22 protein-coding genes are annotated in these 23,616 nt (G+C 67.6%); 15 read left to right on the top strand and 7 right to left on the bottom strand.

Annotated elements, in window-relative coordinates; genetic code table 11:
- Positions 1-91: 91 nt before the first annotated feature.
- Complete coding sequence (locus FHT36_RS06170; RefSeq protein WP_169121648.1) at positions 92-1,099, bottom strand: Gfo/Idh/MocA family protein; 1,008 nt, start codon at positions 1,097-1,099, stop codon at positions 92-94.
- Positions 1,100-1,317: 218 nt separating this feature from the next.
- On the opposite strand from FHT36_RS06170, the gene panD reads away from it, so the two are divergent.
- Positions 1,318-1,767 (top strand): aspartate 1-decarboxylase, encoded by a 450-nt coding sequence (panD, locus tag FHT36_RS06165; protein WP_169121647.1) that lies wholly within the window; start codon positions 1,318-1,320, stop codon positions 1,765-1,767.
- A 65-nt stretch (positions 1,768-1,832) separates the two neighbouring features.
- Here the strand turns inward: panD and FHT36_RS06160 are convergent, their stop codons facing one another.
- Both FHT36_RS06160 and FHT36_RS06155 read right to left on the bottom strand, forming a co-directional pair.
- Positions 1,833-2,528, bottom strand: a complete 696-nt coding sequence (locus FHT36_RS06160; protein ID WP_169121646.1) for an outer membrane protein — start codon at positions 2,526-2,528, stop codon at positions 1,833-1,835.
- Between the two features lie 246 nt (positions 2,529-2,774).
- Positions 2,775-3,380, bottom strand: a complete 606-nt coding sequence (locus FHT36_RS06155) for an outer membrane protein (RefSeq protein ID WP_169121645.1) — start codon at positions 3,378-3,380, stop codon at positions 2,775-2,777.
- Between the two features lie 280 nt (positions 3,381-3,660).
- Between FHT36_RS06155 and uvrC the strand changes: the two genes are divergently transcribed.
- The 4 genes from uvrC (at position 3,661) to FHT36_RS06135 (ending at position 7,403) form a co-directional block, all read left to right on the top strand.
- Entirely contained in the window at positions 3,661-5,937 is a 2,277-nt protein-coding gene (uvrC, locus tag FHT36_RS06150; RefSeq protein ID WP_169121644.1) for an excinuclease ABC subunit UvrC, read from the top strand.
- A 100-nt stretch (positions 5,938-6,037) separates the two neighbouring features.
- Positions 6,038-6,679: a CDP-diacylglycerol--glycerol-3-phosphate 3-phosphatidyltransferase gene (gene pgsA / locus FHT36_RS06145; RefSeq protein ID WP_210257646.1), complete on the top strand. Its 642-nt coding sequence runs from the start codon at positions 6,038-6,040 to the stop codon at positions 6,677-6,679.
- The gene (gene moaD, locus FHT36_RS06140; protein ID WP_169121643.1) at positions 6,676-6,927 is read left to right on the top strand and encodes a molybdopterin converting factor subunit 1; all 252 of its coding nucleotides are present in this window, start codon (positions 6,676-6,678) and stop codon (positions 6,925-6,927) included. The genes pgsA and moaD overlap by 4 nt, the downstream gene beginning before the upstream one ends.
- A gap of 5 nt (positions 6,928-6,932) precedes the next feature.
- Positions 6,933-7,403 (top strand): molybdenum cofactor biosynthesis protein MoaE, encoded by a 471-nt coding sequence (locus tag FHT36_RS06135; RefSeq protein ID WP_169121642.1) that lies wholly within the window; start codon positions 6,933-6,935, stop codon positions 7,401-7,403.
- A gap of 2 nt (positions 7,404-7,405) precedes the next feature.
- On the opposite strand, the gene FHT36_RS06130 is transcribed toward FHT36_RS06135, so the two are convergent.
- The gene (locus tag FHT36_RS06130) at positions 7,406-8,251 is read right to left on the bottom strand and encodes an N-acetylmuramoyl-L-alanine amidase (RefSeq protein ID WP_169121641.1); all 846 of its coding nucleotides are present in this window, start codon (positions 8,249-8,251) and stop codon (positions 7,406-7,408) included.
- A 240-nt stretch (positions 8,252-8,491) separates the two neighbouring features.
- Here FHT36_RS06130 and FHT36_RS06125 point away from each other — a divergent pair, with 240 nt between their 5' ends.
- From FHT36_RS06125 to FHT36_RS06115, 3 genes are all read left to right on the top strand, one after another.
- On the top strand, positions 8,492-9,259 hold the full coding sequence (locus tag FHT36_RS06125; RefSeq protein WP_169121640.1) for a glucose 1-dehydrogenase: 768 nt from the start codon (positions 8,492-8,494) through the stop codon (positions 9,257-9,259).
- 107 nt (positions 9,260-9,366) lie between these two features.
- Positions 9,367-10,080: a CoA transferase subunit A gene (locus tag FHT36_RS06120; RefSeq protein ID WP_024277290.1), complete on the top strand. Its 714-nt coding sequence runs from the start codon at positions 9,367-9,369 to the stop codon at positions 10,078-10,080.
- Entirely contained in the window at positions 10,080-10,724 is a 645-nt protein-coding gene (locus FHT36_RS06115) for a CoA transferase subunit B (protein WP_169121639.1), read from the top strand. The genes FHT36_RS06120 and FHT36_RS06115 overlap by 1 nt, the downstream gene beginning before the upstream one ends.
- 118 nt (positions 10,725-10,842) lie before the next feature.
- Here FHT36_RS06115 and FHT36_RS06110 read toward each other — a convergent pair whose 3' ends face one another.
- Together FHT36_RS06110 and FHT36_RS06105 are read right to left on the bottom strand one after the other, a co-directional pair.
- Positions 10,843-11,691, bottom strand: a complete 849-nt coding sequence (locus tag FHT36_RS06110; protein WP_169121638.1) for a ChbG/HpnK family deacetylase — start codon at positions 11,689-11,691, stop codon at positions 10,843-10,845.
- On the bottom strand, positions 11,688-12,722 hold the full coding sequence (locus tag FHT36_RS06105; protein WP_169121637.1) for a glycosyltransferase family 2 protein: 1,035 nt from the start codon (positions 12,720-12,722) through the stop codon (positions 11,688-11,690). Before FHT36_RS06105 ends, FHT36_RS06110 begins: the two co-directional genes overlap by 4 nt.
- Positions 12,723-13,065: 343 nt before the next feature.
- On the opposite strand from FHT36_RS06105, the gene FHT36_RS06100 reads away from it, so the two are divergent.
- Positions 13,066-13,896 (top strand): universal stress protein, encoded by an 831-nt coding sequence (locus FHT36_RS06100; protein ID WP_169121636.1) that lies wholly within the window; start codon positions 13,066-13,068, stop codon positions 13,894-13,896.
- 90 nt (positions 13,897-13,986) lie between these two features.
- On the opposite strand, the gene FHT36_RS06095 is transcribed toward FHT36_RS06100, so the two are convergent.
- Positions 13,987-14,691: a DUF1013 domain-containing protein gene (locus FHT36_RS06095; RefSeq protein ID WP_169121635.1), complete on the bottom strand. Its 705-nt coding sequence runs from the start codon at positions 14,689-14,691 to the stop codon at positions 13,987-13,989.
- 254 nt (positions 14,692-14,945) lie between these two features.
- Between FHT36_RS06095 and ispH the strand changes: the two genes are divergently transcribed.
- From ispH to FHT36_RS06065, 6 genes are all read left to right on the top strand, one after another.
- A complete protein-coding gene (gene ispH / locus FHT36_RS06090; protein ID WP_169121634.1) occupies positions 14,946-15,947 on the top strand; it encodes a 4-hydroxy-3-methylbut-2-enyl diphosphate reductase in 1,002 nt (333 codons plus the stop codon).
- 3 nt (positions 15,948-15,950) lie between these two features.
- On the top strand, positions 15,951-16,916 hold the full coding sequence (gene thrB / locus FHT36_RS06085) for a homoserine kinase (RefSeq protein ID WP_169121633.1): 966 nt from the start codon (positions 15,951-15,953) through the stop codon (positions 16,914-16,916).
- Complete coding sequence (gene rnhA / locus FHT36_RS06080) at positions 16,913-17,368, top strand: ribonuclease HI (RefSeq protein WP_169121632.1); 456 nt, start codon at positions 16,913-16,915, stop codon at positions 17,366-17,368. Before thrB ends, rnhA begins: the two co-directional genes overlap by 4 nt.
- 72 nt (positions 17,369-17,440) lie before the next feature.
- The gene (murJ, locus tag FHT36_RS06075) at positions 17,441-19,000 is read left to right on the top strand and encodes a murein biosynthesis integral membrane protein MurJ (RefSeq protein ID WP_169121631.1); all 1,560 of its coding nucleotides are present in this window, start codon (positions 17,441-17,443) and stop codon (positions 18,998-19,000) included.
- A gap of 175 nt (positions 19,001-19,175) precedes the next feature.
- Positions 19,176-20,402: an efflux RND transporter periplasmic adaptor subunit gene (locus FHT36_RS06070; protein WP_169121630.1), complete on the top strand. Its 1,227-nt coding sequence runs from the start codon at positions 19,176-19,178 to the stop codon at positions 20,400-20,402.
- A 12-nt stretch (positions 20,403-20,414) separates the two neighbouring features.
- The gene (locus FHT36_RS06065) at positions 20,415-23,594 is read left to right on the top strand and encodes an efflux RND transporter permease subunit (protein ID WP_169121629.1); all 3,180 of its coding nucleotides are present in this window, start codon (positions 20,415-20,417) and stop codon (positions 23,592-23,594) included.
- The last annotated feature ends 22 nt before the right edge of the window (positions 23,595-23,616 follow it).

Below are 23,616 nucleotides of genomic sequence, written 5' to 3'. Positions count from 1 at the left end.
CCGTTCAGAAGGCCCGGAAGCTCGGGCGTTTCGCAGGCGCGCACCGGCCCGCCGGCGAAAACGCCGGCGCGGCACGCGTTCAGCGGCGGGCTCAGCCCACCGCGCGGCGCTTGGTGGAGGAGGCGCGCGCCGAGGCGGCGGCGCCGGGCAGACAGGCCATGGCGATCTCCAGGCTCGCCACACCCTCTTCACCGGTCACTTCCGGCGGACGACCGGTGCGCACGGAGGAGAGGAAATTCTCCAGCTCCGCGCGCAGCGGCTCGGCATAGGCCACCGGCAGATGCCGGGTGGAATAGGAGCCGTCGGGGCGATAGTCGAAATGCTCGGTCACCTGGCGGGTGAGCAGATCGCCGATCACGTATTTCTTCGAGGTGGCGACGTGGACCGTGCGCGCCTTGAAGGGCGTCAGCCAGTTGGTGTTGATGTGCGCCAGCGCCCCGGTGGCGGTGCGGAACTGGAGCAGGGCGATGTCCTCGCGCTCGGCAATGGCGGCGCGGGTCTGCGGCTGCACTTCCAGGATGTCCGAGCCGGTGAACCAGCGGATCAGGTCGATGTCGTGCACCGCGAGGTCGATCACCACGCCCACATTGGACATGCGCGGCGGGAAGGGGCCGACGCGGGTGATGGCGATGGAGAGCAGGTTTTCGTCGCGGATGGCGTCCTTGATGGCGCGTACCGCCGGATTGAACCGCTCCACATGGCCGATCATGAGGGTGACGCCCTTCTCGCGGGCGGCGGCCACGATCTCGCGGCCCTCCTCGGTGGTGGAGGCGACGGGCTTCTCCACCAGCACCGAGCAGCCGGCCGCGATCACGTCGAGGGCGATGGGGTGGTGTAGATGGGTGGGCGCTGCCACGACCACGGCGTCAAGGCCGAGGGCGAGGAGTTCGTGGTGGTCGCCCACCGCCTTGCAGCCGAGAAAATTGGCGACCCGCTGGGCCTGCGCCTGATCGGGATCCGCAACCGCAACCAGTTCCGCGCCTGGGAGCTCGGCCAGCACGCGGGCGTGATTCGATCCCATGATGCCGATGCCCGTGACGCCGATGCGTACCGGACGGTTCGAGGCGCGCTCCTGATCGGGCGCTGCCGGATGAGCCATTTCAGCCCTCTTCTGCCGTTCAACGATTGCGCGCTCTAGCACGATCATAGTTAAGAAGGCGAGGCAGTGGGTCAAATCCGGCCCCTGGCCCCGTTCAAGAATTGCATCCCCGTGTTACCGCGCGCTCGGGTGCGGGGGATGGCCGCATCCTATTTCCTCCGGCGATGGGCCGGCCTATCACCCGCCGGGACCAGACTGCGGGAGGAGGGGACAGGGGCATGCGCAAGATCGTCGCCGGCAAGCTGCACGGACTGACCGTGACCGGGGCCGACCTCAATTATCACGGCTCCATCACGCTCGATCCCGAGCATTGCGAGGAGGCCGGCATCCTGCCGCTGGAGTTCGTGGAGATCTGGAACCGCAATTCCGGCGCCCGCATCTCCACCTACGTCATCCTGGGCGAGCGCGGCTCGCGCTGCTGCGTCCTCAATGGTGCGGCGGCTCGCACCTGCCAGCCGGGCGACGAGGTCATCATCTGCAATTCGGTCTATGTGCCGGAAGGGGAGATCGTGGCGCTCCGGCCGAAGGTGCTGACCTTCGACAAGGAAAACCGCATCACCGGCCGGCTCACCTACGAGGTCTCCCGCGACAGCGCGGGCGCCTACCGATTCGCGGTGCGCGACGAAAGCGGCTCGGAGAAGAAGGTGCCGCTGCGGACGGACGTCTGAATGGACCGCCTAAAGCAAAAGGCCCCCGGCGATGCCGGGGGCCCAATGCAAGGGGGTGTTTCGGATCAGAACTTGTAGTTCACGCCGAGACGGGCGGTCTGGATGTTGCTGCCGACGGACAGCTGATCGCCGTTGGTGTAGTTGGTCTTGCTGTTGTCGAAGCCGAGGTACAGGTACTCGGCCTTGATCGTCCAGTTGTTGGTGAGGGCGTACTCGACACCGGCGCCGGCGGTCCAGCCCCACTTCAGGTTGCTGTCCGAGAGGCCGAAGGGGTCGGTGTACTTGGTGTTGGCATAGGCCACGCCGCCGGTGATGTACGGCAGGAAGCGGTCCATGGCATAGCCGAGGCGGGCGCGGATGGTGCCGAAGTAGTCGACCTTCTGGTCGATCACGCCGCCGCCGAGCGGGCCACCGAACAGCACGCCGCTGGTGTTGATGTCGGCCCAGTTGAAGTCCGTCTCGACGCCGAGCACGACGTTGTTGGCGAACTGGTAGTTGTAGCCGATCTGCAGACCGCCGGTGAAGCCGTTGGACGTGCCGGGGCTGTAGCTATAGGTGGGCGAAGCGAAGGGGGTGTAGTCGTAGGTGTTGTCGGCCCAGCCCCAGCCCACGTTGCCGCCGATGTAGAAGCCGGTCCAGGAGAAGACCTGCACGGGGATCGGGGCGGCCTTCACCGGATAGCGGGTGGCCAGGTCGGCCGCGGAGGCGGTGCCGGCGAGGAGAACCAGGGCGGTGGCGCCCAGAAGTGCACGCTTCAACATGAGTATCTACCTTTGTGGTTTCGCCGGCCCCTCCCGGAGGAGGTCGCCGTCGGGTGGTTCTTTCTTACAGCTCCTGCCCGGTGCCGTCTGTAGCGATCCGGCCACACCCGAAAAATCAAACCGGGCAGAGATGTGGCCTTTTCCTAACTTTTCTTAATTCCCGTGACACAATGGCGCGTAAACGCGGCATATTTGGGATTGTTCCCATGTTTAGCCGCATTTCTTTTCCTTGCGTTACGTCCCCCGCTAGAATCGATAATTCACGCCGGCGCGAAGAATATTGGCATCCAAGCCAGTATTTACCGGACCAACCGCAGTTGCGAACGTGGCGCTACCCAAGTCTACATAAAGATATTCCAGCTTCGCAGACCAGTTTCGGTCAAATCCTACCTCTGCGCCGAGGCCCAAAGTCCATCCGGTCTGGGTGGAGGAGGAGGTGAGGCTGAAGAAGTTCGCGCTGCCCTGACCATAGGCGAAGCCGCCGGTGCCATAGACCAGCACCCGGTCGAATGAATAGCCGAGGCGGGCTCGCACGGTGCCGAGATTGTTGAGGCTGTAGGCTCCGGCCGACATGCCGGAGAAGGCGAAATCGGTCTCGACGCCGAGCACGAACGGGCTGCCGAACTGGAAATTGTAGCCGGCCTGGAAGCCGCCGAGGAAACCTCCCGGGCTGCTGAAGGACGAGGAGCCCCAGCCATAGCCGGCGTTGGCGCCCAGATAGAAGCCCGTCCATGTGAAAGCTGCCACCGGCTGCACGTAGGGCGCCGGATAGCCGAGGTCGGCCGCTCCGGCCGGCGTGGCGAGAGCAAAGCCCGCCAGTGCAGCGGCGGATGCAAGCAGACGGATACGCATGGATCATCCTCCGAGAGGGGCCGGCCGGTTGGCATCCGGCCTTCCGCGCACCCTCGCAGGTGAAACTTGCCTAATTCTCTGCGGTTGCTGTCGATCGCGCTCATGGTTGATGACGTAGTAACTATCTATGACTTTGCGCTGAATGTGGATTTTTGGCCTTGTGCGGGGCTGGCGCGCGGACCGGCCAAAGAATCGAATGCCGCTATGGTTGACGCCCGGTGAAAGCAGGCGGCCGGCTCCGCCGTTCCCTCCGGGCACCGGGCGCATTACATACGCATCCATGACCCGCCGCCGCCCCGCCGCCCCACCCGAGATTGCCCTTGCCCGCGCCGATGGCGGCGCGCCGAGCGAAGCCTTGCCGCCGGGAGCGGGTGAGGGAGCGGCGGAAGAGACGGAAGAGGCCGTCCTTCTCGAGCTCGAGCCAGCGGACGAGACGCTGCCGGGCGAGGAAAGCCTGGCCACGGGCCGCGCCGCCATCATCCGCGCGGTGAAGCACGCGCCCAACGGGCCGGGCGTCTACCGCATGATCGCGGCGGACGGCACCGTGCTCTATGTGGGCAAGGCCAAGAGCATCAAGAAGCGCGTGCTCAGCTATACGCGCCCCGTCGGCCACACCAACCGCATCGCCCGCATGATCGCCGGGACGGCGCAGATGGAGTTCGTCTCCACCCGCACCGAGCCCGAAGCGCTGCTGCTGGAAGCCAACCTCATCAAGCAGCTGAAGCCGCGCTTCAACGTGCTGCTGAGGGACGACAAGTCGTTCCCCTACATCCTCATCACCGCCGATCACGTCTCGCCGCAGATCGCCAAGCATCGCGGCGCGCGCAATCGTCCGGGGGACTATTACGGCCCGTTCGCCAGCGTCTGGGCGGTGGACCGCACCATCAACGCCCTGGAGCGCGCCTTCCTGCTGCGCTCCTGCTCCGACAGCTATTACGAGAATCGCACGCGCCCGTGCCTTCTCTTTCAGATCAAGCGCTGCGCCGGCCCCTGCACGGGTGAGGTGAGCCATCAGGACTATGCCGAGCTGGTGCGCGAGGCCCGCGCCTTCCTCTCCGGCCGCTCCCGCGCCATCAAGGAGGAACTTGCCAAGGAGATGGAGCAGGCGGCCGAGGAACTGGAGTTCGAGCGCGCAGCGCGCCTGCGGGACCGTCTTGCCGCCCTCTCCGCCGTGCAGGGGTCGCAGGGCATCAATCCGCGCGGGGTAGAGGAGGCGGACGTGTTTGCCTGCCACCAGCAGGGCGGGGCCACATGCGTGGAGGTGTTCTTCTTCCGCACCGGACAGAACTGGGGCAACCGCGCTTATTATCCCCGCGCCGATCGCTCGCTGACCGAGGCAGAGGTGCTCGGCGCCTTTCTCGCGCAGTTCTATGAGGACAAGCCCTGTCCGCGCCTTCTCCTGCTGTCCCACAAGGTGGAGGAGCAGGAGCTTCTGGCCGAGGCCTTGTCCGAGAAGGCCGGCTATCGGGTCGAGATCGCCGTGCCCCAGCGCGGGGAGAAGCGCGACCTCGTCGACCACGCCTTGCAGAACGCGCGCGAGGCGCTGGCCCGCACCCTCGCCGAAAGCGCGACGCAGGCGAAGCTGCTGGAAGGCGTCGCCGCCACCTTCGGCCTCAAGGCGCCGCCCCAGCGCATCGAGGTCTATGACAACTCCCACATCATGGGCACCAACGCGGTGGGCGGCATGATCGTGGCTGGCCCGGAGGGGTTCCGGAAGTCGCAATACCGCAAGTTCAACATCAAGTCGGCCGATCTCGTGCCCGGCGACGACTTCGGCATGATGCGTGAGGTGCTGACGCGCCGTTTCGCGCGCCTGCTGAAGGAGGCGCCGCGGGAGAATGCTCCGAGTGCTTCCGAGGCAGTGCCCCCATCACCCCCGCCATCGCCCGCGAGGGAAGAGGGCGTTCCGGATGCGATGGGCGGGGACACAGAAGACCATCCGGCACCGATCGAGGCCGCCGCAGGGACCGAAGCGTCGCCGGAGCCTGCGCTCGCCTTGGGGGGTGAGGTGAGGGGTGACGACCCCTCCGCCGCACCACCGGCTGAGTCCGAGATGGAAGACGAGCCCGACGCGATTCCCGATGCCACCGGCGCCTCGCCATGGCCCGATCTCGTGCTGATCGACGGCGGCCTCGGGCAGCTCAATGCCGCGCGGAAGGTTCTGGAGGAGCTTGGCATCACCGACGTGCCGCTGGTGGGCATCGCCAAGGGGCTCGACCGCGAGGCGGGGCGCGAGCAGTTCTTCCTGCCCGGCCGCACACCGTTCCGCATGGAGCCGCGCGATCCGGTGCTCTATTATATCCAGCGGCTGCGCGACGAGGCGCACCGCTTCGCCATCGGCTCGCACCGGGCGCGGCGCAAGAAGGACATCACGGAAGCCGGGCTTCAGGCCATTCCGGGGGTGGGGCCGACCCGCAAGCGCGCCCTCCTGCGCCACTTCGGCACGCTCAAGGCCATCGAGCGCGCGTCACTCGCCGATCTGGAACAGGTGGCGGGCATCAATGCCGGTACGGCCAAGGCGGTGTATGATTATTTCCACGAGCGGCCTTCATCATGAGGAGCCTTCAAGGCTTTCGCCGGCCGCCCGCCCGGCCTAAATAGGAACGATGACCTGCGCGATGCGTCCCATCGCGGCCGTGCTTTATCAAGTGGTGCTCATGTCCGACGCAGCGACACGATCCGATGCCCCGCCCGCGACCGAGCGGCCTTCCCGCGGGCATGCCCTGTCGCTGCCGAACATCCTCACCTATTCGCGCTGCGTGGCGGTGCCGCTGGTGGCAGCGAGCCTGTTCTGGTCGGACATCCTCGCCGGCGGGGTCTGGCTGCGCTGGGTGGCGCTGTTCATCTATGTGGCGGCGGCGATCACCGACTTCTTCGACGGCTACCTCGCCCGCGCCTGGTCCCAGCAATCGGCCATCGGGCGGATGCTCGATCCCATTGCCGACAAGCTGCTCGTTTCCACCTGCCTGCTGATGCTCGCCTCCGACGGAACCATCCGCGGCTGGTCGCTGTGGGCGGCCATCGTCATCCTGTGTCGGGAAATCCTCGTCTCCGGCCTGCGCGAGTTCCTGGCCGAGCTTCGGGTGTCCGTCCCGGTCTCCCGCCTCGCCAAGTGGAAGACGACGCTGCAGCTCGTCGCCGTGGGCGTGCTCATCACCGGCACGGCGGGCGAGGCGGTGCTGCCGGGGGTGAACCTCGTCGGCCTGACGCTGCTGTGGATCTCGGCCGTGCTCACGCTCTACACCGGCTATGACTATTTCCGCGCCGGCGCCCGCCATCTGGTGGAGGACGAGCGGTGAAGGTGCTCTATTTCGCGTGGCTGCGCGAACGCGTGGGGCTCGCCGAGGAGGAGGTCGCCCCTCCCGCCGAGGTCGTGACCGTCGCCGACCTCGCCCGCTGGCTGGCTGCGCAGGACGAGGCCCATGCCTACGCCTTCGATAATCCAGCCGTGGTGCGCGCCGCCATCGACCGCCGCCACGTGAAGCCGGATTCCGCCATCGCCGGCGCACGGGAAGTGGCGTTCTTTCCGCCCATGACGGGGGGCTGACGCTCATGTTCGCCGTCCGCATCCAGCGCGAGCCGTTCGACGCCGTGGCGGAAAGCGCCGCGCTCGCCGCCGGGCGGACGGATGTGGGCGCCATCGTGACCTTCACCGGCCTCTGCCGCGCCGATGCCGGCCCGGATGGCGCGGGTCTCGCCGCGCTGACGCTGGAGCATTATCCCGGCATGGCGGAAGAGGAGATCGAGCGCCACGTCGAGGAAGCCCGCCGCCGCTGGCCGCTCACCGGCGCCATCGTGGTGCACCGGCACGGGCGGCTGGAACCCGGCGATCCCATCGTCTTCGTCGCCACCGCCTCGTCCCACCGTGCCGCCGCCTTCGCCGCCGCCGAATTCCTGATGGACTGGCTGAAGACCAGCGCCCCCTTCTGGAAGAAGGAGGAGCCGGCCGATGCCGCCCGCCCCGCCGGCTGGGTCGAGGCCAAGGTCAGCGACGACGCTGCGGCGGATCGCTGGCGGGAATAGGGTCACACGAGGAAGGCGCCGTGAACCCAGCCGGTCTTCTGCGCGATGCCGGCCTCATCGAGCACATTCACCAGAACCCAGTTGCCGTTACGCTCCACGGGCTCCACCATGGTGCCGTCGGAGAGCAATTCCAGAGCATCGAAGCTGACGCCGGGTCCCTTGCGCAGATTGAGGCCGGATGGCGAGCGCACGGTCAGGGTGTTCGGCCCATCCACGGCACGGTCACCCAGCACCTGATTGCGGAAGCGCGCCATGTCGAACGCCGGGCCCGGATCCCATTTGCGACCCCGGGCGATGTCGTCGTGACCGAGGATGGTGTCGACCCTGTAGGTCTTCACCATCTCCCGCGCGATGCCCATGGCGCTGGCGATCTGCGCCTGAGGATAGGGCTCCCAGCCGATTGGCGCGTCCGTGGGCAGGTAGGGGTTCCCATTCTTGTGCGGGGCGATGAACGGCTCGGGGATGGGCACGCCCGTATAGGACGACCAGCCCGCCCCGCTGCGCTTGAGATAGCCCCAGTTGGCGAGCTCGATCCCGAACGACTTGTTGTTGAAGGACGTGAGCCCGCCCCAGGAGGATTCCCCGGCGTGATTGGCGGCCGTGTCGAAATCCACGCACTGGATGACTGTGCCGTCGCGATCCACCACGACGTGCGCCGAGACCTTTTTCGGGCCGTCGCGAAACCACTCGGCGCTGGATTTCGCCGAAGCCCCGTAGGTGAAGTGCACGATGAGGATCGACGGCTGGCGCGCGAAGGCGCCGCCGGTGTTCTGGGCGGGCGACATGATCCGCGTGACGAGCCGGCCGTTCTCGATCAGCCGGTGACGTTGGTCGATGGTGAAAGCCATGGGTGCCCCCTGTTGCGTCCCAACGGCTATGCAATCATTAATTGTATAATTCGGTAAACTCAATCTTAAGCATGTACCGCGTTCGTGATCCGGCAGCCACGCCGTCCGGTCTCGAGCGCTTCCGCCCCGGCCCCCTTGCGCCGCAGCATGGGCCGCGGCTATGAAAAACGGACGCTCGCTTTTCAAGAACCGGCAAACGGTCCCAGGGCAGGTGAGAGAAACGCTACCGGGAAGAATTTCATGGATTTCCGTGTCTCGCTGGACGGGCGCTCCGCGTTGGTGACGGGCGCGTCCGGGGGTCTTGGTGCGTATTTCGCGGGTCGGCTGGCGGCCTCGGGCGCCAAGGTCGCGCTTGCCGCGCGCCGGGCCGAGGCCTGCGCCGTCCTCGCCGACGAGATCAACGCCTCCGGCGGCACCGCCATCGCCGTCGCCCTCGACGTGACCGATCCGGCGTCCGCCGCCGCCGCGGTTGCCGCGACCGTCGAGGCGTTCGGCGGGCTCGATATCCTCGTGAACAATGCCGGCGTTACCGGCACCACGCCGCTGATGGACGAGACGGCGGAGGATTTCGGCCGCATCATCGACACCAACCTGAAGGGCTCCTTCCTCGTCGCCCAGGCCGCGGCGCGGGCCATGGCGGAGGCCAAGAAGGGCGGCTCCATCATCAATGTTGCCTCCATCCTCGGGCTGCGCGTCGCCGGGCAGGTGGCGGCCTATGCCGCATCCAAGGCGGCGCTGGTGCAGCTCACGAAGTCCATGGCGCTGGAATGGGCGCGGCACTCCATCCGCGCCAACGCCCTGTGCCCGGGCTATGTGGAGACCGACCTCAACCGCGACTTCTTCGCCACGGAGGCGGGGCAGGCGCTGGTGCGGCGCATTCCCACCCGGCGGCTCGGCGCCCTCGCCGATCTGGAGGGGCCGCTCCTGTTCCTGAGTTGCGACGCGTCCGCCTACGTGACGGGCACGACGCTGGCGGTCGATGGCGGCCACCTCGTATCGTCGCTTTGAGCCAATCCCGTGTAGGCGATTGCGTGGCGGACCCGCTTTCGCTTCGCTCCATGTCCCAATAAGTTCATCTCGGTGCCAGCGCCCCAGGGAGCGCCCAGGAGGAAGTGATGCGACACAAGGTGTATCCGGACGCGAAGAGTGCCCTGGAGGGCATCGTTTCGGACGGCATGACGATCATGGCGGGCGGCTTCGGCCTGTGCGGCATCGCCGAGAACCTGATCGCGGCGATCCGCGATCTCGGCCCGAAGCACCTCACCGTGGTGTCCAACAATTGCGGCGTGGACGATTTCGGCCTCGGCATCCTGCTCGCCAACGGCCAGATCAAGAAGATGATCTCGTCCTATGTGGGTGAGAACAAGCTGTTCGAGCAGCTCTATCTCGCTGGCGACCTCGAGCTGGAATTCAACCCGCAGGGCACGCTGGCCGAGCGCATCCGCGCTGGCGGCGCCGGCATCGCCGGCTTCTACACCAAGACCGGCTACGGCACGATCATCGCCGAGGGCAAGCCGACCCGCGAGTTCAACGGCCAGCATTACGTGCTGGAGACCGGCCTGGTCGCCGACCTCTCCATCATCAAGGCGTGGAAGGCCGACAAGGAAGGCAACCTCGTCTACCGGAAGACCGCGCGGAACTTCAATCCGATGATGGCCACCGCCGGCAAGATCACCGTGGTCGAGGTGGAGGAACTGGTGGAGGTCGGCGAGCTCGATCCCGAGAACATCCACACCCCCGGCATCTATGTGGACCGCATCGTGGTCGAGGTCGGCGCCGAGAAGCGCATCGAGAAGGTGACCACCCGCAAGCGTGAAGAGGTGAAGTGATGGCCTGGACCCGTGAGCAGATGGCGGCCCGCGCCGCCCAGCAGATCCGCGACGGCTTCTACGTGAACCTCGGCATCGGCATCCCCACCCTCGTCGCCAATGCCCTGCCGCCCGGCATGACCGTGAGCTTCCAGAGCGAGAACGGCATGCTCGGCATCGGCCCCTTCCCCTATGAGGGCGAGGAGGATCCCGACCTCATCAATGCCGGCAAGCAGACCGTGACCGAGGTGCCGGACACCTCCTATTTCTCGTCGTCCGATTCGTTCGCCATGATCCGCGGCGGGCACATGGACCTGTCCATCCTCGGCTCCATGCAGGTGTCCGAGGAAGGCGACATCGCCAACTGGATGGTCCCCGGCAAGATGGTGAAGGGCATGGGCGGCGCCATGGACCTGGTGGCCGGCGCCAAGGAAGTCATCGTGCTCATGGAGCATGTGGAGAAGTCCGGCGCGCCCAAGCTGGTCACGCGCTGCACGCTGCCCCTCACCGGCACGCACGTGACCGACTTCGTGATCACCGACCTCGCCGTGTTCGAGTTCACCAAGCGCGGCGGCACGCTGGTGCTGAAGGAACTCGCGCCGGGCGTGACCCTCGACGAGATCAAGGCCAAGACCGAGGCGAAGTTCGAGGTCGGGCTCGCCTGATCGCGCTTCGCAAGGACGGTTCGGAAAGGCGCCCTTCGCGGGCGCCTTTTTCGTTCAGGGTGCCTCGTTTTTCGCGTTTCCTCCACGCGAACCGGTACCCACTTCGCTCGGAAACGCTTCAGGCGGCGGCTTTTGTCCGGCCGAGGTCGGGCAGGGCGAGGCTGACACCGGCGGCGTCGAGGATGTCGCGCCATTGCGGCCCGCGCAGCACGCCGTATTCCACCTCCCGCTGATGGGTGAGGGGATCGCGGGCGACGAGCGGGTCGTCCACCCGGCCGGGATGCACCATCACCAGCCCGCCATCCGGCACGCCGGCGAGGAAATGGCCGAGCAAAGTCGCGAAGTCATGATCGCCGGAGAAGTCGTAGGCGCCGCCGAACCCGCGGTTGGTCACAAGCCCCGCGCGCGCCGCATCGCGGGCGAAGCCGGTGGAGAAGGCGCCGATCAGGCGGCCCTTGATGTCGAGGCCGTTGAGGGCCCCGCGCGCCGGGGTCACATCCCGCAGGAACGCGCGGGGGGCGTGGCGCGCCGTGGCGGCGATGACCGCCGTGCGGACCACCGGCAGCACATGGACATGCTGGTGGCCGTCCACATGGTCCGGCGGCCGGCCGAAGGCGTCCTGGAAGGCGGCGAACTGCGCCTCCACCTCCGCCGCCACCGCCTTGGCATCGAGCCGGCGCGAGAGGGCCGAGAGCAGAAGTCGGGGCAAGGCGGGGAGGGCGCCCGACGGCTCGGCCATGCCCGCCGTCAGCGGCGCGAAGGCCCCGGTGAGGGTGACATGCAGGCCGATGCTGGCGCCGGTGTCGGCGGCGGCATCGTCCAGCGCCCGCGCGGCGGGGCCGAGACCGTCGAACACGGTCATCACAGAGGTGGCATTGATGCGCCGGTCGGCGATCAGCGCCGCGATGGCCTCGGATACGCCGGGGGAAATGGCGTAGTCGTCGGCGCAGAGGATGACGCGCTTCACTGGTCGCCCCGCGAGGCGAGAACCGCCGGATGGGAGATCACCTGCGCCTGTCCGTGCGCCGGCACGTCCAGCTCCGCCTGGGGCGCGCGGTTGAAGACGTGGTCGGCCACGTAATAGACAGGCCGCGCCTTGATCTCGGACAGGATGCGCGCGATGTACTCGCCCATCAGCCCCATCACCAGCAATTGCGTGCCGCCGATCACCATCAGGCCCACGACGATGGACGGATAGCCGGGCAGGGGGATGCCCCACACGAGGCGTTCCACGACGATCCAGCTGCCATAGAACAAGGCGAGGCCCGCGAGCGCCGCGCCGAACAGGGCGGCAAGCCGCAGCGGGGCCGGCGAGAAGGAGGTGAGTGCCTCCATGGACAGCCCGAGCAGCCGCAGGAAGTTGAACGAGGTGGAGCCGTGGGCCCGGGGCGCCGGGCGATAGGGCACGGCCACCTGCCGGAAGCCGATCCAGCTCGTCAGGCCCTTGAAGAAGCGGTTGCGCTCCGGCATCCGCCGCAGGGCAGCCGCAGCGCGCGGGGAGAGGATGCGGAAATCGGCGGCATCCTCGGGAATGCGGGCCGTGGCCCCGAAATTCAGCAGCTTGTAGAAAGTGTGGACGAAGATGCGCCGGCTCGTCGCCTCGTCGGAGCGATCGGCCTTCACCGCATAGGCCACGTCCCAGCCCTCGTCCTTCCACAGGCCGATGAAGATCGGGATCATCTCGGGCGGGTGCTGGCCGTCGCCGTCCATGAACATCACCGCATCGCCGCGGGCATGGTCGTGGCCGGCCATGAGGGCGGCCTCCTTGCCGTAGTTGCGGCTGAGCGCCACCACCTGCACGTCCGCCCGATCCGCCGGGAGGGAGGCCGCGACCGCCGCCGAGCCGTCGCGGCTGCCGTCGTCCACATAGACGATCTCCACCCGCATCCCGCGCCGCTCCGCCTCGGCCGATGCGACGGCCGTGACGCGGTCGTGGAAGCCGGGAAGGCCGGCGGCTTCGTTGTACAGCGGTATGACGATGCTTAAGTCAGGTGTCATGATACTACCGTCGATCCCGCGCCGGGGATGGAGACCGCATCTAGCCGGGGCTGCGGACAATTACGTAAAATTTTTTCGATCCACGTGGAACCTGGCGGCGGAACCGGCGTTCTCAGGTCAGCGCGATCATCCCCCCCAAGTGATCGTGCCATTGGCGCGGCCGCCTTCCCCCAGGGCGGCCGCGTCGTCATTTCCAGGGGATGTTTGGCTGATCCGGTCATTTCCCGCCGCATGCGTGCGACCCCGAAGACCGGAGCCGATTGCTCCACATCAAGACCCGAGACTTTGGGCGAGTTTAGGGTAAGGTCGCGTCGTTCAAACGGCCGAACGGGGGCCTTCCCACATGATTCGCGACATTCTGGTCAATCTCGCCCAAGGGGTCGAGACGGACGTCGCCTGCGACTACGCGGCGAGCCTTGCCGCCAGCTTCGGCGCCCATCTCACAGGGCTGTCGGTGGCGTATGAGATCGACGTGCCGCCCTTCTACATGGGCGCCCTGCCGACCGACTTCATCGATGCCCAGGTGCTGGAGAACCAGGCCGCCGCCGAAAAGGCGGCCGCGCGCTTCTCCGCCGCTGCCGCGGCTGCGGGCCTGTCGCACGAGGTGCGCAGCCTCTCCGCCTCGCTCGGCGTCGCGGCCAACAGCTTCGCCGAACTGGCGCGGCTCTATGATCTCACGGTCGTCGCCCAGCCGGATCCCGACAAGCCCGGTCCGGAAGAGGTGATCTCCGAGACGGTGCTGATGGAGTCCGGCCGCGCCGTCCTCATCGTGCCCTACGTCCAGACCAAGCCCTTCACCGCCGAGCGCGTCGTGGTGGCCTGGGACGGCAGCCGTCCGGCCGCGCGTGCTTTGGCCGAGGCGCTGCCTCTGCTGCACCGGACCAAGGTGGTGGAGATCTTCCGGGTCGTCACTCATCCCGATGATGAAGATACGGCCGGGACCGAAGTGGCGCGCCACCTCTCGCGCCACGGCCTGTCCGCCACCGTGCGCAAGCTGCCGGTCGCCTCGGGCGAGTCGGTGGCCTCGGCCATCCTCAACGAGGTCTCGGACCAGGGTGCCGACCTCGTGGTGATGGGGGGCTACAACCATTCGCGCCTGCGCGAGATGATCGTCGGCGGCGTGACGCGGGAAATCCTCAACACCATGACCGTGCCGGTGCTGATGGCCCACTGAGGGCGCTCCAGTCTGGACGGTCCCGAAACAAAAATGCCCCGGCCGAAGCCGGGGCATTTTTGTTTCCAATGGTGCAGAGCACGCGAGGCTTCAGTCCTCGTCGTCCTCGGCCTCGTTCTTCTTCGAACCGCCGAGCTTGGCGAACACGGTCTCGAGATCGAGGCTCTCGCGGCCCTTGGGGGCTTCGTCCTCGTGCTCGTCGTGACCGGTGGTGACATCCGCCGGCAGCAGGGTGGCGCCGCGGTCTTCCTGGCCGACGACGGCCGGGCGGTCCTTGGCGGCGCGCTGGACTTCCAGGTCGAGGTCGATCTGGCTGCACAGGCCGAGCGTCACCGGGTCCATGGGCGAGAGCTGGGGCGAGTTCCAGTGGGACCGGTCGCGGATGGACTGGATCGTCGCCTTGGTGGTGCCGACCAGGCGGATGATCTGCGCGTCCTTCAGTTCCGGATGGTTGCGCAGCAGCCAGAGGATGGCGTTGGGCCGGTCGTGGCGGCGCGACACCGGGGTGTAGCGCGGGCCGCGGCGCTTCTTCTGCTCGGGCAGGCGCACCTTGGGGTCGAGCAGGCGCAGCCGGCGGTTGTGGTCCTTCTCCGCGAGGGTGATTTCGTCGCGGGACAGCTGGCCGGTCGAGATGGGGTCGAGCCCCTTGATCCCCTGCGCCACCTCGCCGTCGGCGATGCCCTTCACCTCAAGCGGGTGGAGCTTGCAGAAGTCGCCGATCTGCTCGAAGGAGAGCGCCGTATTGTCCACGAGCCAGACGGCGGTGGCCTTGGGCATCAAAGGTACGTTCGACATGACGGCCTCTTGGGCTTGTTGGTCTATCGGGCCCGTCGGGGTGGGACGTGCCGGTCATGAAAAGAATGCGTCGGGCATATGCGTCTTCGCCTGGCCACCCCACCTTTCGGGGCGGACCGCGGAATGCATCGCATGTGTCCGGGATGGCGCCAACATAAGCGGGCCGGTCACAAGTTTCAATTCCCGCAATGCTGTCGGCTCGGAAATCGCCGCTGAAGCTTGACACCGGCCCAAGGAGGTCGCCAATTCGCGCCATGTCCGACACTCCGATCGTGCCCGACCATGCCGCGCCCGCCGAAAAGCCCGCGCTGAAAGTCCTGCTTGCGGCGCCGCGCGGCTTCTGCGCTGGCGTCGTGCGCGCCATCAATGCCGTGGAGCAGGCGCTCAAGCTCTACGGTGCGCCGGTCTATGTGCGGCACGAGATCGTGCACAACAAATATGTCGTGGAAGACCTGAAGCGGAAGGGCGCCATCTTCGTCGAGGAACTGGACGAGGTGCCGGATACCACCGCGCCGGTCATCTTCTCAGCCCATGGCGTGCCGAAGTCGGTGCCGGAGGCGGCCGCCGGCCGCAACCTTTTCGCCATTGACGCCACCTGCCCGCTGGTCACCAAGGTGCACCGGGAGGCGCAGGTGCACTTCAAGCGCGGCCGCCACATCCTCCTCATCGGCCACAAGGGCCATCCCGAGGTTGTGGGCACCATCGGCCAACTGCCGGACGGCGCCTTCACCCTGATCGAGACGGCCGAGGAGGCCGAGCGGGTGACGCCGCCGGACGCTGAAAACCTCGCCTATGTGACGCAGACCACCCTGTCTCTGGACGACACGGCGGAGATGGTCGCCATCCTGCGCCGGCGCTTCCCCAAGCTCGCCGAGCCGCACAAGGAAGACATCTGCTACGCCACCACCAACCGGCAGGAGGCCGTCAAGGTCATCGCGCCGAAGGTGGATGCGCTGATCGTGGTGGGTGCGCCCAATTCCTCCAATTCCCAGCGCCTGCGCGAGGCGGCGGAACGGGCGGGATGCCCGCGTGCCGCCTTGGTGCAGCGGGCGGCGGACATCGACTGGTCGGTGTTCTCGGGCCTGTCCAGCCTCGGCGTCACCGCCGGCGCCTCGGCCCCGGAAGTGCTGGTGGAGGAGATCATCGACGCCTTCGCCGCACGCTATGACGTGCGGGTGGAGACCGTGACCTCCACCGAGGAAGACGTCTTTTTCCCCTTGCCGCGCGTGCTGCGGCCGGATGCGGCGGCGGAGTAGAGCGTGGCGGTCTATACGGATGTGGCGCCGGTTGAGCTGGAGGCTTTCCTCTCGGGCTACGACATCGGCTCCCTCACTTCCTTCCACGGCATCGCCGAGGGCGTGGAGAATTCTAACTTCCTGGTCCAGACCACGACGGGAAGCTACATCCTCACGCTCTACGAGAAGCGGGTGCGGCGCGAGGACCTGCCGTTCTTCGTCGGCCTCATGCAGCACCTCGCCGCGCGCGGCCTGTCCTGCCCCGAGCCGGTGGCGGCGCGGTCCGGCGCCATCCTCGCGGAAGTGGCGGGGCGACCGGCGGCGATGGTCACGTTTCTGCCCGGCGTCTCGGTCCGCCGGCCCACTGCCCACCATTGCGCCGAGCTTGGGCGGGGCCTTGCCCAACTGCATCTCGCCGGGGCGGACTTTCCGCTGAAGCGGGCCAATGCGCTCTCCGTCGCCGGCTGGCGGCCGCTGTTCGAGGCGGCCGGCGCCGCGGCGGACACGGTGGCTCCGGGCCTCTCCGGAGCGGTCGCGGCCGAGCTAGCCGTGCTGGAGGCGAACTGGCCGCAGGACCTGCCCTCGGGCGTGATCCATGCCGATCTCTTCCCGGACAACGCCTTCTTCCTCGACGACCAGCTCTCGGGGATCATCGACTTCTATTTCGCCTGCACCGACTTCCTCGCCTACGACGTGGCCATCTGCCTGAACGCCTGGTGCTTCGAGGCGGATGGCGCCTACAACGTCACGAAGGGAAGGGCGCTGCTCGCCGGCTACGAGGCCGTGCGGCCCCTCTCGGAGGGCGAGAAGGCGGCCCTGCCGCGCCTCGCCCGCGGCGCGGCCCTGCGCTTCCTGCTGACCCGCCTCGTGGACTGGCTGAACGTGCCGGAGGGGGCGCTGGTGCGGCCCAAGGACCCGCTAGAATATCTCAAGAAGCTGCGCTTCCACCAGGCGGTGGAGCGGGCGCAGGATTACGGTCTCGCTGCATGAAGTCCGTGGAGATTTTCACCGACGGGGCCTGCTCCGGCAATCCCGGCCCCGGCGGCTGGGGCGCGCTGCTGCGCTTCGGCGCCCACGAGAAGCCGCTCTGCGGCGGCGAGGTGCTGACCACCAACAACCGCATGGAGCTGATGGGCGCCATTTCGGCCCTTGAGGCCCTCAAGGAGCCGTGCGCGGTCGAACTGCACACGGACAGCGAATATCTGAAGAACGGCGTCACCAAGTGGATGCACGGCTGGAAGCGCAACGGCTGGCGCACCGCCGACAAGAAGCCGGTGAAGAACCAGGACCTGTGGGAGCGCCTCGACGAGGCGCTCAAGCGCCACGAGATCCGCTGGCACTGGGTGAAGGGCCACGCCGGCCACGCCGAAAACGAGCGCGCCGACGAACTTGCCCGCGAGGGCATGGCCCCGTTCAAGCTGAAGGCCCGCCTCGGCGGCTGAGGCTTTCCTTGCCGCGCGCAGGCCATTAGGGTCCGGCCACCCTTTCGCCAGACCGCCGGCCGCCCGCATCCCATGTTCCGCAATATCCTTTCTGTCGGCGGCCTGACGCTGCTCTCCCGCCTCGCCGGCTTCATCCGCGACGTGGTGATGGCCGCCGTGCTCGGTGCCGGGCCGGTGGCCGATGCCTTCCTCATCGCTTTCCGGCTGCCGAACCATTTCCGCGCCATCTTCGCCGAGGGGGCGTTCAACGCCGCCTTCGTGCCCACCTATGCCCGGCTCAGGGAGCAGGACGGCGTGCCGGTGGCGCGCGGGTTCGCCGACGAAATCCTCACCGCCATGACGCTGGTGCATGCCGTGCTGCTGGCGCTGGCGCTGGGCTTCACGCCGCAATTCGTCTCGCTGCTGGCGCCGGGCCTCGCGGAGGATGGCGAGCGCTTCGACCTGGCGGTGACGCTCACCCGCATCACCTTTCCCTATCTGGCGCTCATCTCCATCGCGACGCTGGTCACGGGCGCGCTAAACGCCTCCGACCGCTTCGCCGTGGCCGCCGCCGCCCCCATCCTGCTCAATGTTTGCATGGTCAGCACCCTGCTCTGCGCCGCTTTGTTCCCCACGGCCGGCCATGCGGCGGCCTGGGGCGTGCTGATTTCGGGCGTGGCGCAGCTGTTCGTCGTGGGAGTGGATGCCGAGCGGCACGGCCTGGGGCTGCGCTTCGCCCGGCCGAAGCTTGATCCGGGCACGCGGCAGTTCCTGAAGGCGCTCGGGCCGGCCATCATCGGTTCGGCGGGGGTGCAGATCGCCCTCTTCGCCGACACCATCATCGCCACCTTCCTGCCGGTGGGCGCGCTCTCCGCGCTCTATTATGCGGACCGGATCAACCAGCTGCCCATCGGCGTGGTCGGCATCGCGGTCGGCACCGTGCTGCTGCCGGAGATGTCGCGGCGCCTCGCGGCGAAGGACGATGCCGGGGCGGCCCATGCCCAGGCGCGCTCCATCGAGCTGGCGGCGCTTCTCGCCATTCCGTTCGTCGCCGCCGCGCTTCTGGTGCCGGACCTGACCATGCGGGCGCTGTTCGCCCGCGGCGCCTTCACGGCGACAGATGCGGCGGATGCCGCGGCAACCTTGCGGGCCTACGGCGTCGGCCTTCTCGCCTTCGTGGTGGTGCGCGCCTTCATCGCCCCGTTCAACGCCCGCGGCGACACCAAGACGCCGATGATCGCCTCCTTGTCCGCGGTCACGCTCAACGTGGCGCTCAAGTTCGCGCTCATGGGCAGCTTCGCCCAGGTGGGCCTCGCCTTCGCCACGGCGGTGGGCGGCTGGATCAATGTGGGCCTGCTCGTGCTGTTCGCCGTACGCCGGGGCTATCCGGTGGGCGATGCGGCCCTAGGCGGGCATCTGGTGCGGCTGGTGGGGCTGCTGGTGGTGGTGGGCGCCGCGCTCGTCGGGGCGCAGGCCGCGGCATCGGCGATCCTGCCCGGGGGGATGGGCGCGCGCGACGAGCTGATGCTGGCGCTGGTGGTGCTGGGGGGAGGCGCCGCCTATCTCGCCGGACTATGGCTGCTGCTCGGCCGGGGCTTTATCGCCGGTGTGATCGGACGGCGGGCGCCTCCGCCCCTACCGCCCGCGGCCTGAGGCCTCGGAAGCCTTCCAAATTTGACATTCCGCAAATCTGCTATTTTGCATCGCACCCGCGCTGTGCTATCGATCCGCCGATTTTCCGGTCTCGGCTCATCGGTTGCGGGAGGTGCCGAACCTTCTCCGAAAAAGATCATGCGCGGACACCCGTCCGTCGAGGAGCCGGATGCCCATGTCGCCTGCCCCGCGTCTTTCCGTTCCCAGCCATTTCGCTTCCGCCGCTGCGGCCGTTCCGGTGCTCGCACTCGCGCTGGCGCTTGCCGGCTGCGGCCAGCCCACCGCGCAGCAGCAGGGTGCCCCCCCGCCGCCCCAGGTGACGGTGGCGACCCCGACCTCCGCGAACGTTACCGACACCGACGAATATGTCGGCCGCTTCGTCGCCATCGACGAAGTGAATGTGCGTGCCCGCGTCTCCGGCTATCTGGACAAGATCGATTTCGTCGACGGCCAACTGGTGAAGGAGGGCGACGTGCTCTTCACCATCGACCAGCGCCCGTTCAAGATCGCGGTGGATCAGGCCCAGGCCAATCTCGCCCAGGCCAAGGCCAATCTCGACTTCACCAAGGCGGACCTCGAGCGCGCCCGCACGCTGCTGGAGGACAAGACCTCCAACGCCATCTCCAAGCAGGCCTTCGACCAGCGCACCCAGGCCGAGCGCACCGCCGCCGCCATCGTGCAGTCGCAGGAGGCGCAGGTCCGCTCCGCCCAGCTCGACCTCGGCTTCACCGAGGTGAAGGCGCCGGTGTCCGGACAGATCGGCGACCGTCGGGTGTCGGTCGGCAACTACGTCACCGGCGGCACGGGCGGCACGCCCACGCTTCTGGCGGTGATCGTCTCCACCGATCCGATCCGCTTCGAGTTCACCATCGACGAGGCCTCGCTGCTGCGCCTCACCCGCCGCAAGGGCGGCACCGACTTCAAGGGCGAGCCTGTCACGCTGAAGCTCATCGACGACAAGGACTTCGTCCACAAGGGCAAGCTCGACTTCCTCAACAACGTGGTCGACCGGGAGACCGGCACCATCCGCGGGCGCGCCATCTTCGACAATAAGACCGGCCTGTTCCGCCCGGGCATGTTCGCCCGCATCCGGCTCCAGTCCTCCGATCCCTATCAGGCGCTGGTGGTGCCGGATGTGGCCATCGGCACGGAGCAGGTGAAGAAGTTCGTCTACGTGGTCGGCCCCGACAACAAGGTCAGCCAGAAGTTCGTGACCCTCGGCCCGCTGCAGGGTGACATGCGGGTGATCCGCGAGGGCCTTGGCCCCGACGACAAGGTGGTGGTGAACGGCCTGATGCGCGTGCGGCCCGGTGTGACCGTGACGCCGCAGGTCGCCGGTGCCGCGCCGGCCCCCGGGGCGCCGGGCGCGCCTGCCGGTTCCTCCTCCGCCGCCTCCAAGTGAGGAGGCGGCATCATGCGCTTTTCCCACTTCTTCATTGACCGTCCCATCTTCGCCTCGGTGGTGTCGGTGGTGGTCATCATCCTCGGCGCGGTCTCGTACCTGCGCCTGCCGGTGGCCCAGTATCCGGACATCGCCCCGCCCGTCATCACGGTGACCGGCCAGTATCCCGGCGCCTCGGCGGAGATCGTTGCCGAGACGGTGGTCGCGCCCATCGAGCAGCAGATCAACGGCGTCGAGAAGATGATCTACCTGTCGTCGAACTCGACGGCGGACGGTCGCTTCTCCATCTCCGTCACCTTCGACATCGGCACCAATCTCGACATCGCCCAGGTGCAGGTGCAGAACCGCGTCGCCATCGCCGCCCCGCGCCTGCCGGCCGAGGTGCAGCAGGTGGGCGTGGTGACGGCGAAGGCCTCGCCCGACCTCCTCCTGGTGGTCAGCCTCTACTCGCCGGATGGTTCGCGCGATCCGCTGTTCATCTCGAACTTCGCCAATATCGAGGTGAAGGACGTGCTGTCGCGCATCGACGGCGTCGGCTCCATCACGGTGTTCGGCTCGCGCGAATATGCGATGCAGGTCTGGCTCGATCCGGACCGGCTCTCCGCGCTGAACCTCACCACCACCGACGTGGTGCAGGCGCTGAAGGCGCAGAACGTGCAGGTGGCCTCGGGCATCCTGAACCAGCCGCCGGTGCCCAACCAGCGGGCGTTCCAGATCGCCGTGCGCACCCTCGGCCGTCTCTCCGACCCGCAGGCGTTCGCCGACATCGTCATCAAGCAGACCGATCAGGCGCTGGTGCGGCTCAAAGATGTGGGCCGGGTCGAGATCGCGGCGCAGGACTACGCGTCCACGTCGTTCCTCGACAAGGACATCTCCATCAATCTCGGCATCTTCCAGCGGCCGGGCTCGAACGCGCTCGCCACCGGAAATGCGGTGGTGGCGGAGATGGCCCGCATCGGCAAGGGTTTCCCGGCGGGTCTCAAGTACGCGATCTATTACAACCCGACCGAGTTCATCCAGCAGTCGGTGGACGCCGTGGTGCACACCATCGGCGAGGCCATCGTGCTGGTGGTGCTGGTGGTGATCCTGTTCCTGCAGACGTGGCGGGCGGCGATCATCCCCATCCTCGCCATCCCGATCTCGCTCATCGGCACCTTCTTCGTCATGGCGCTGTTCGGCTTCTCGCTGAACAACCTGTCGCTGTTCGGTCTGGTGCTGGCCATCGGCATCGTGGTGGACGACGCCATCGTCGTGGTCGAGAACGTGGAGCGCAACATCGAGGCGGGGCTCTCCCCGCGCGATGCCGCCTACAAGACCATGGACGAGGTGGGCGGGGCGCTGGTCGCCATCTCGCTCGTGCTGTCGTCGGTGTTCGTGCCCACCGCCTTCATCACCGGCATCTCCGGCGAGTTCTACCGGCAGTTCGCGCTGACCATCGCCGGCTCGACGCTGATCTCGCTCCTCGTTTCGCTGACCCTCTCGCCGGCCATGTGCGCGCTGCTCCTGAAGCCGCATCGCTCGGCGCACGAGAAGCCCGCTTGGTATGCCCGGCCCATCGTCGGCTTCTTCGGCCTGTTCAACCGCAGCTTCGAGAAGGTCGGCAACGGCTATGCCTGGATGACGGCCCGGCTCGTGCGGTTCGTGGCGCTGGTGCTCGTCGTCTATGCCGGCATCGTCGGATTCGGCGGCTGGCTGTTCGCGACCACGCCGCAGGGCTTCATCCCGCAACAGGACCGCGGCTATCTCATCGTCGTCGCCCAGTTGCCGCCCGGCGCCTCCATGCAGCGCACGGAAGAGGTGATGAAGCGCGCCGGCAACCTCGTGCTCGGCACGCCCGGCGTCGGCCATATCGTCAACATCGCCGGCTTCTCCGGCGCCACCTTCACCAACGCGCCGAATGCCGGCGCCATGTTCGTGATCCTCGATCCGTTCACCTCGCGCGCGGGCCATCCCGAGCAGACCGCGGCAGCCATCCAGAAGGTGCTGTTCGGCAAGGTGGCGTCCATCGAGGAAGCGCAGATGATCGTGGTGCAGCCGCCGCCCGTGCAGGGCATCGGCAATGCCGGCGGCTTCCGCATGATGCTGGAGGACCGCTCCGGCGCGGGCCTCCTCGCCTTGCGCAATGCCACCTATGCCATGATGGGCGCGGCGGCGCAGACGCCGGGGCTGATGCAGGTCTACTCCCTGTTCGAGACCTCGACGCCCCAGCTGTTCCTCGACATCGACCGGCAGAAGGCCCAGCTGCTTCAGGTCAACGTCGCCGACGTGTTCTCGGCGCTGCAGACCTATATCGGCTCGTCCTACGTCAATGACTTCAACCTGTTCGGCCGCACCTTCCGGGTGCAGGCGCAGGCGGATGCGCCGTTCCGGCTCGATCCGAAGGACGTGCTCTCCATCCGGGTGCGCTCGGCCAACGGCCAGACCGTGCCGCTCGGCTCCTTCACCACCGTGCGCGACATTTCCGGCCCCTACCGCGTGCCGCGCTACAACCTCTATCCCACCGCCGAGCTCGACGGCTCCCCGGCCCCCGGCTATTCGCAGGGCCAGGCCATCCAGATCATGCAGGAGCTGGCGGCGAAGGTGCTGCCGCAGGGTTTCTCCTATGAATGGACGGCGCTCGCCTACCAGCAGCAGCGCGCGGGCAACACGGCCATCTTCGCCTTCGCGCTGGGCGTGGTGTTCGTGTTCCTGGTGCTGGCCGCGCAGTATGAGAGCCTGACACTGCCGCTGGCGGTCATCCTCATCGTGCCCATGTGCCTTGTCGCGGCGCTGATCGGCGTGATCCTGAGGGGGCAGGACAACAACATCCTGACCCAGGTGGGATTCATCGTGCTCATCGGCCTTGCGGCGAAGAACGCGATCCTCATCGTGGAATTCGCCAAGCAGCTGCAGGATCAGGGGCACGGCCGGCGCGAGGCCGCGGTGGAGGCGGCGCGGCTGCGTCTGCGCCCCATCATCATGACCTCGCTCGCCTTCATCCTCGGCGTCGTGCCGCTGGTGTGGGCCACCGGTGCGGGCGCGGAGCTGCGGCAGGCGCTGGGCACGGCGGTGTTCTCGGGCATGATCGGCGTGACGCTGTTCGGCCTCGTGTTCACCCCGGTGTTCTACGTCTTTGCCCAGTGGATCGCGTCCATCGGCCGCCGCAAGGAGGCGGCCGTGCCGCCCCCGTCCCACCCCGCTCCGGCGGAGTGAGGACAGCAGGTCTCAAACGCGA

Source organism: Xanthobacter sp. SG618 (genome assembly GCF_012932745.1).
In the GTDB taxonomy this organism is placed as follows: domain Bacteria; phylum Pseudomonadota; class Alphaproteobacteria; order Rhizobiales; family Xanthobacteraceae; genus Xanthobacter; species Xanthobacter flavus.
This window is presented reverse-complemented; position numbering and strand designations above follow the sequence as displayed.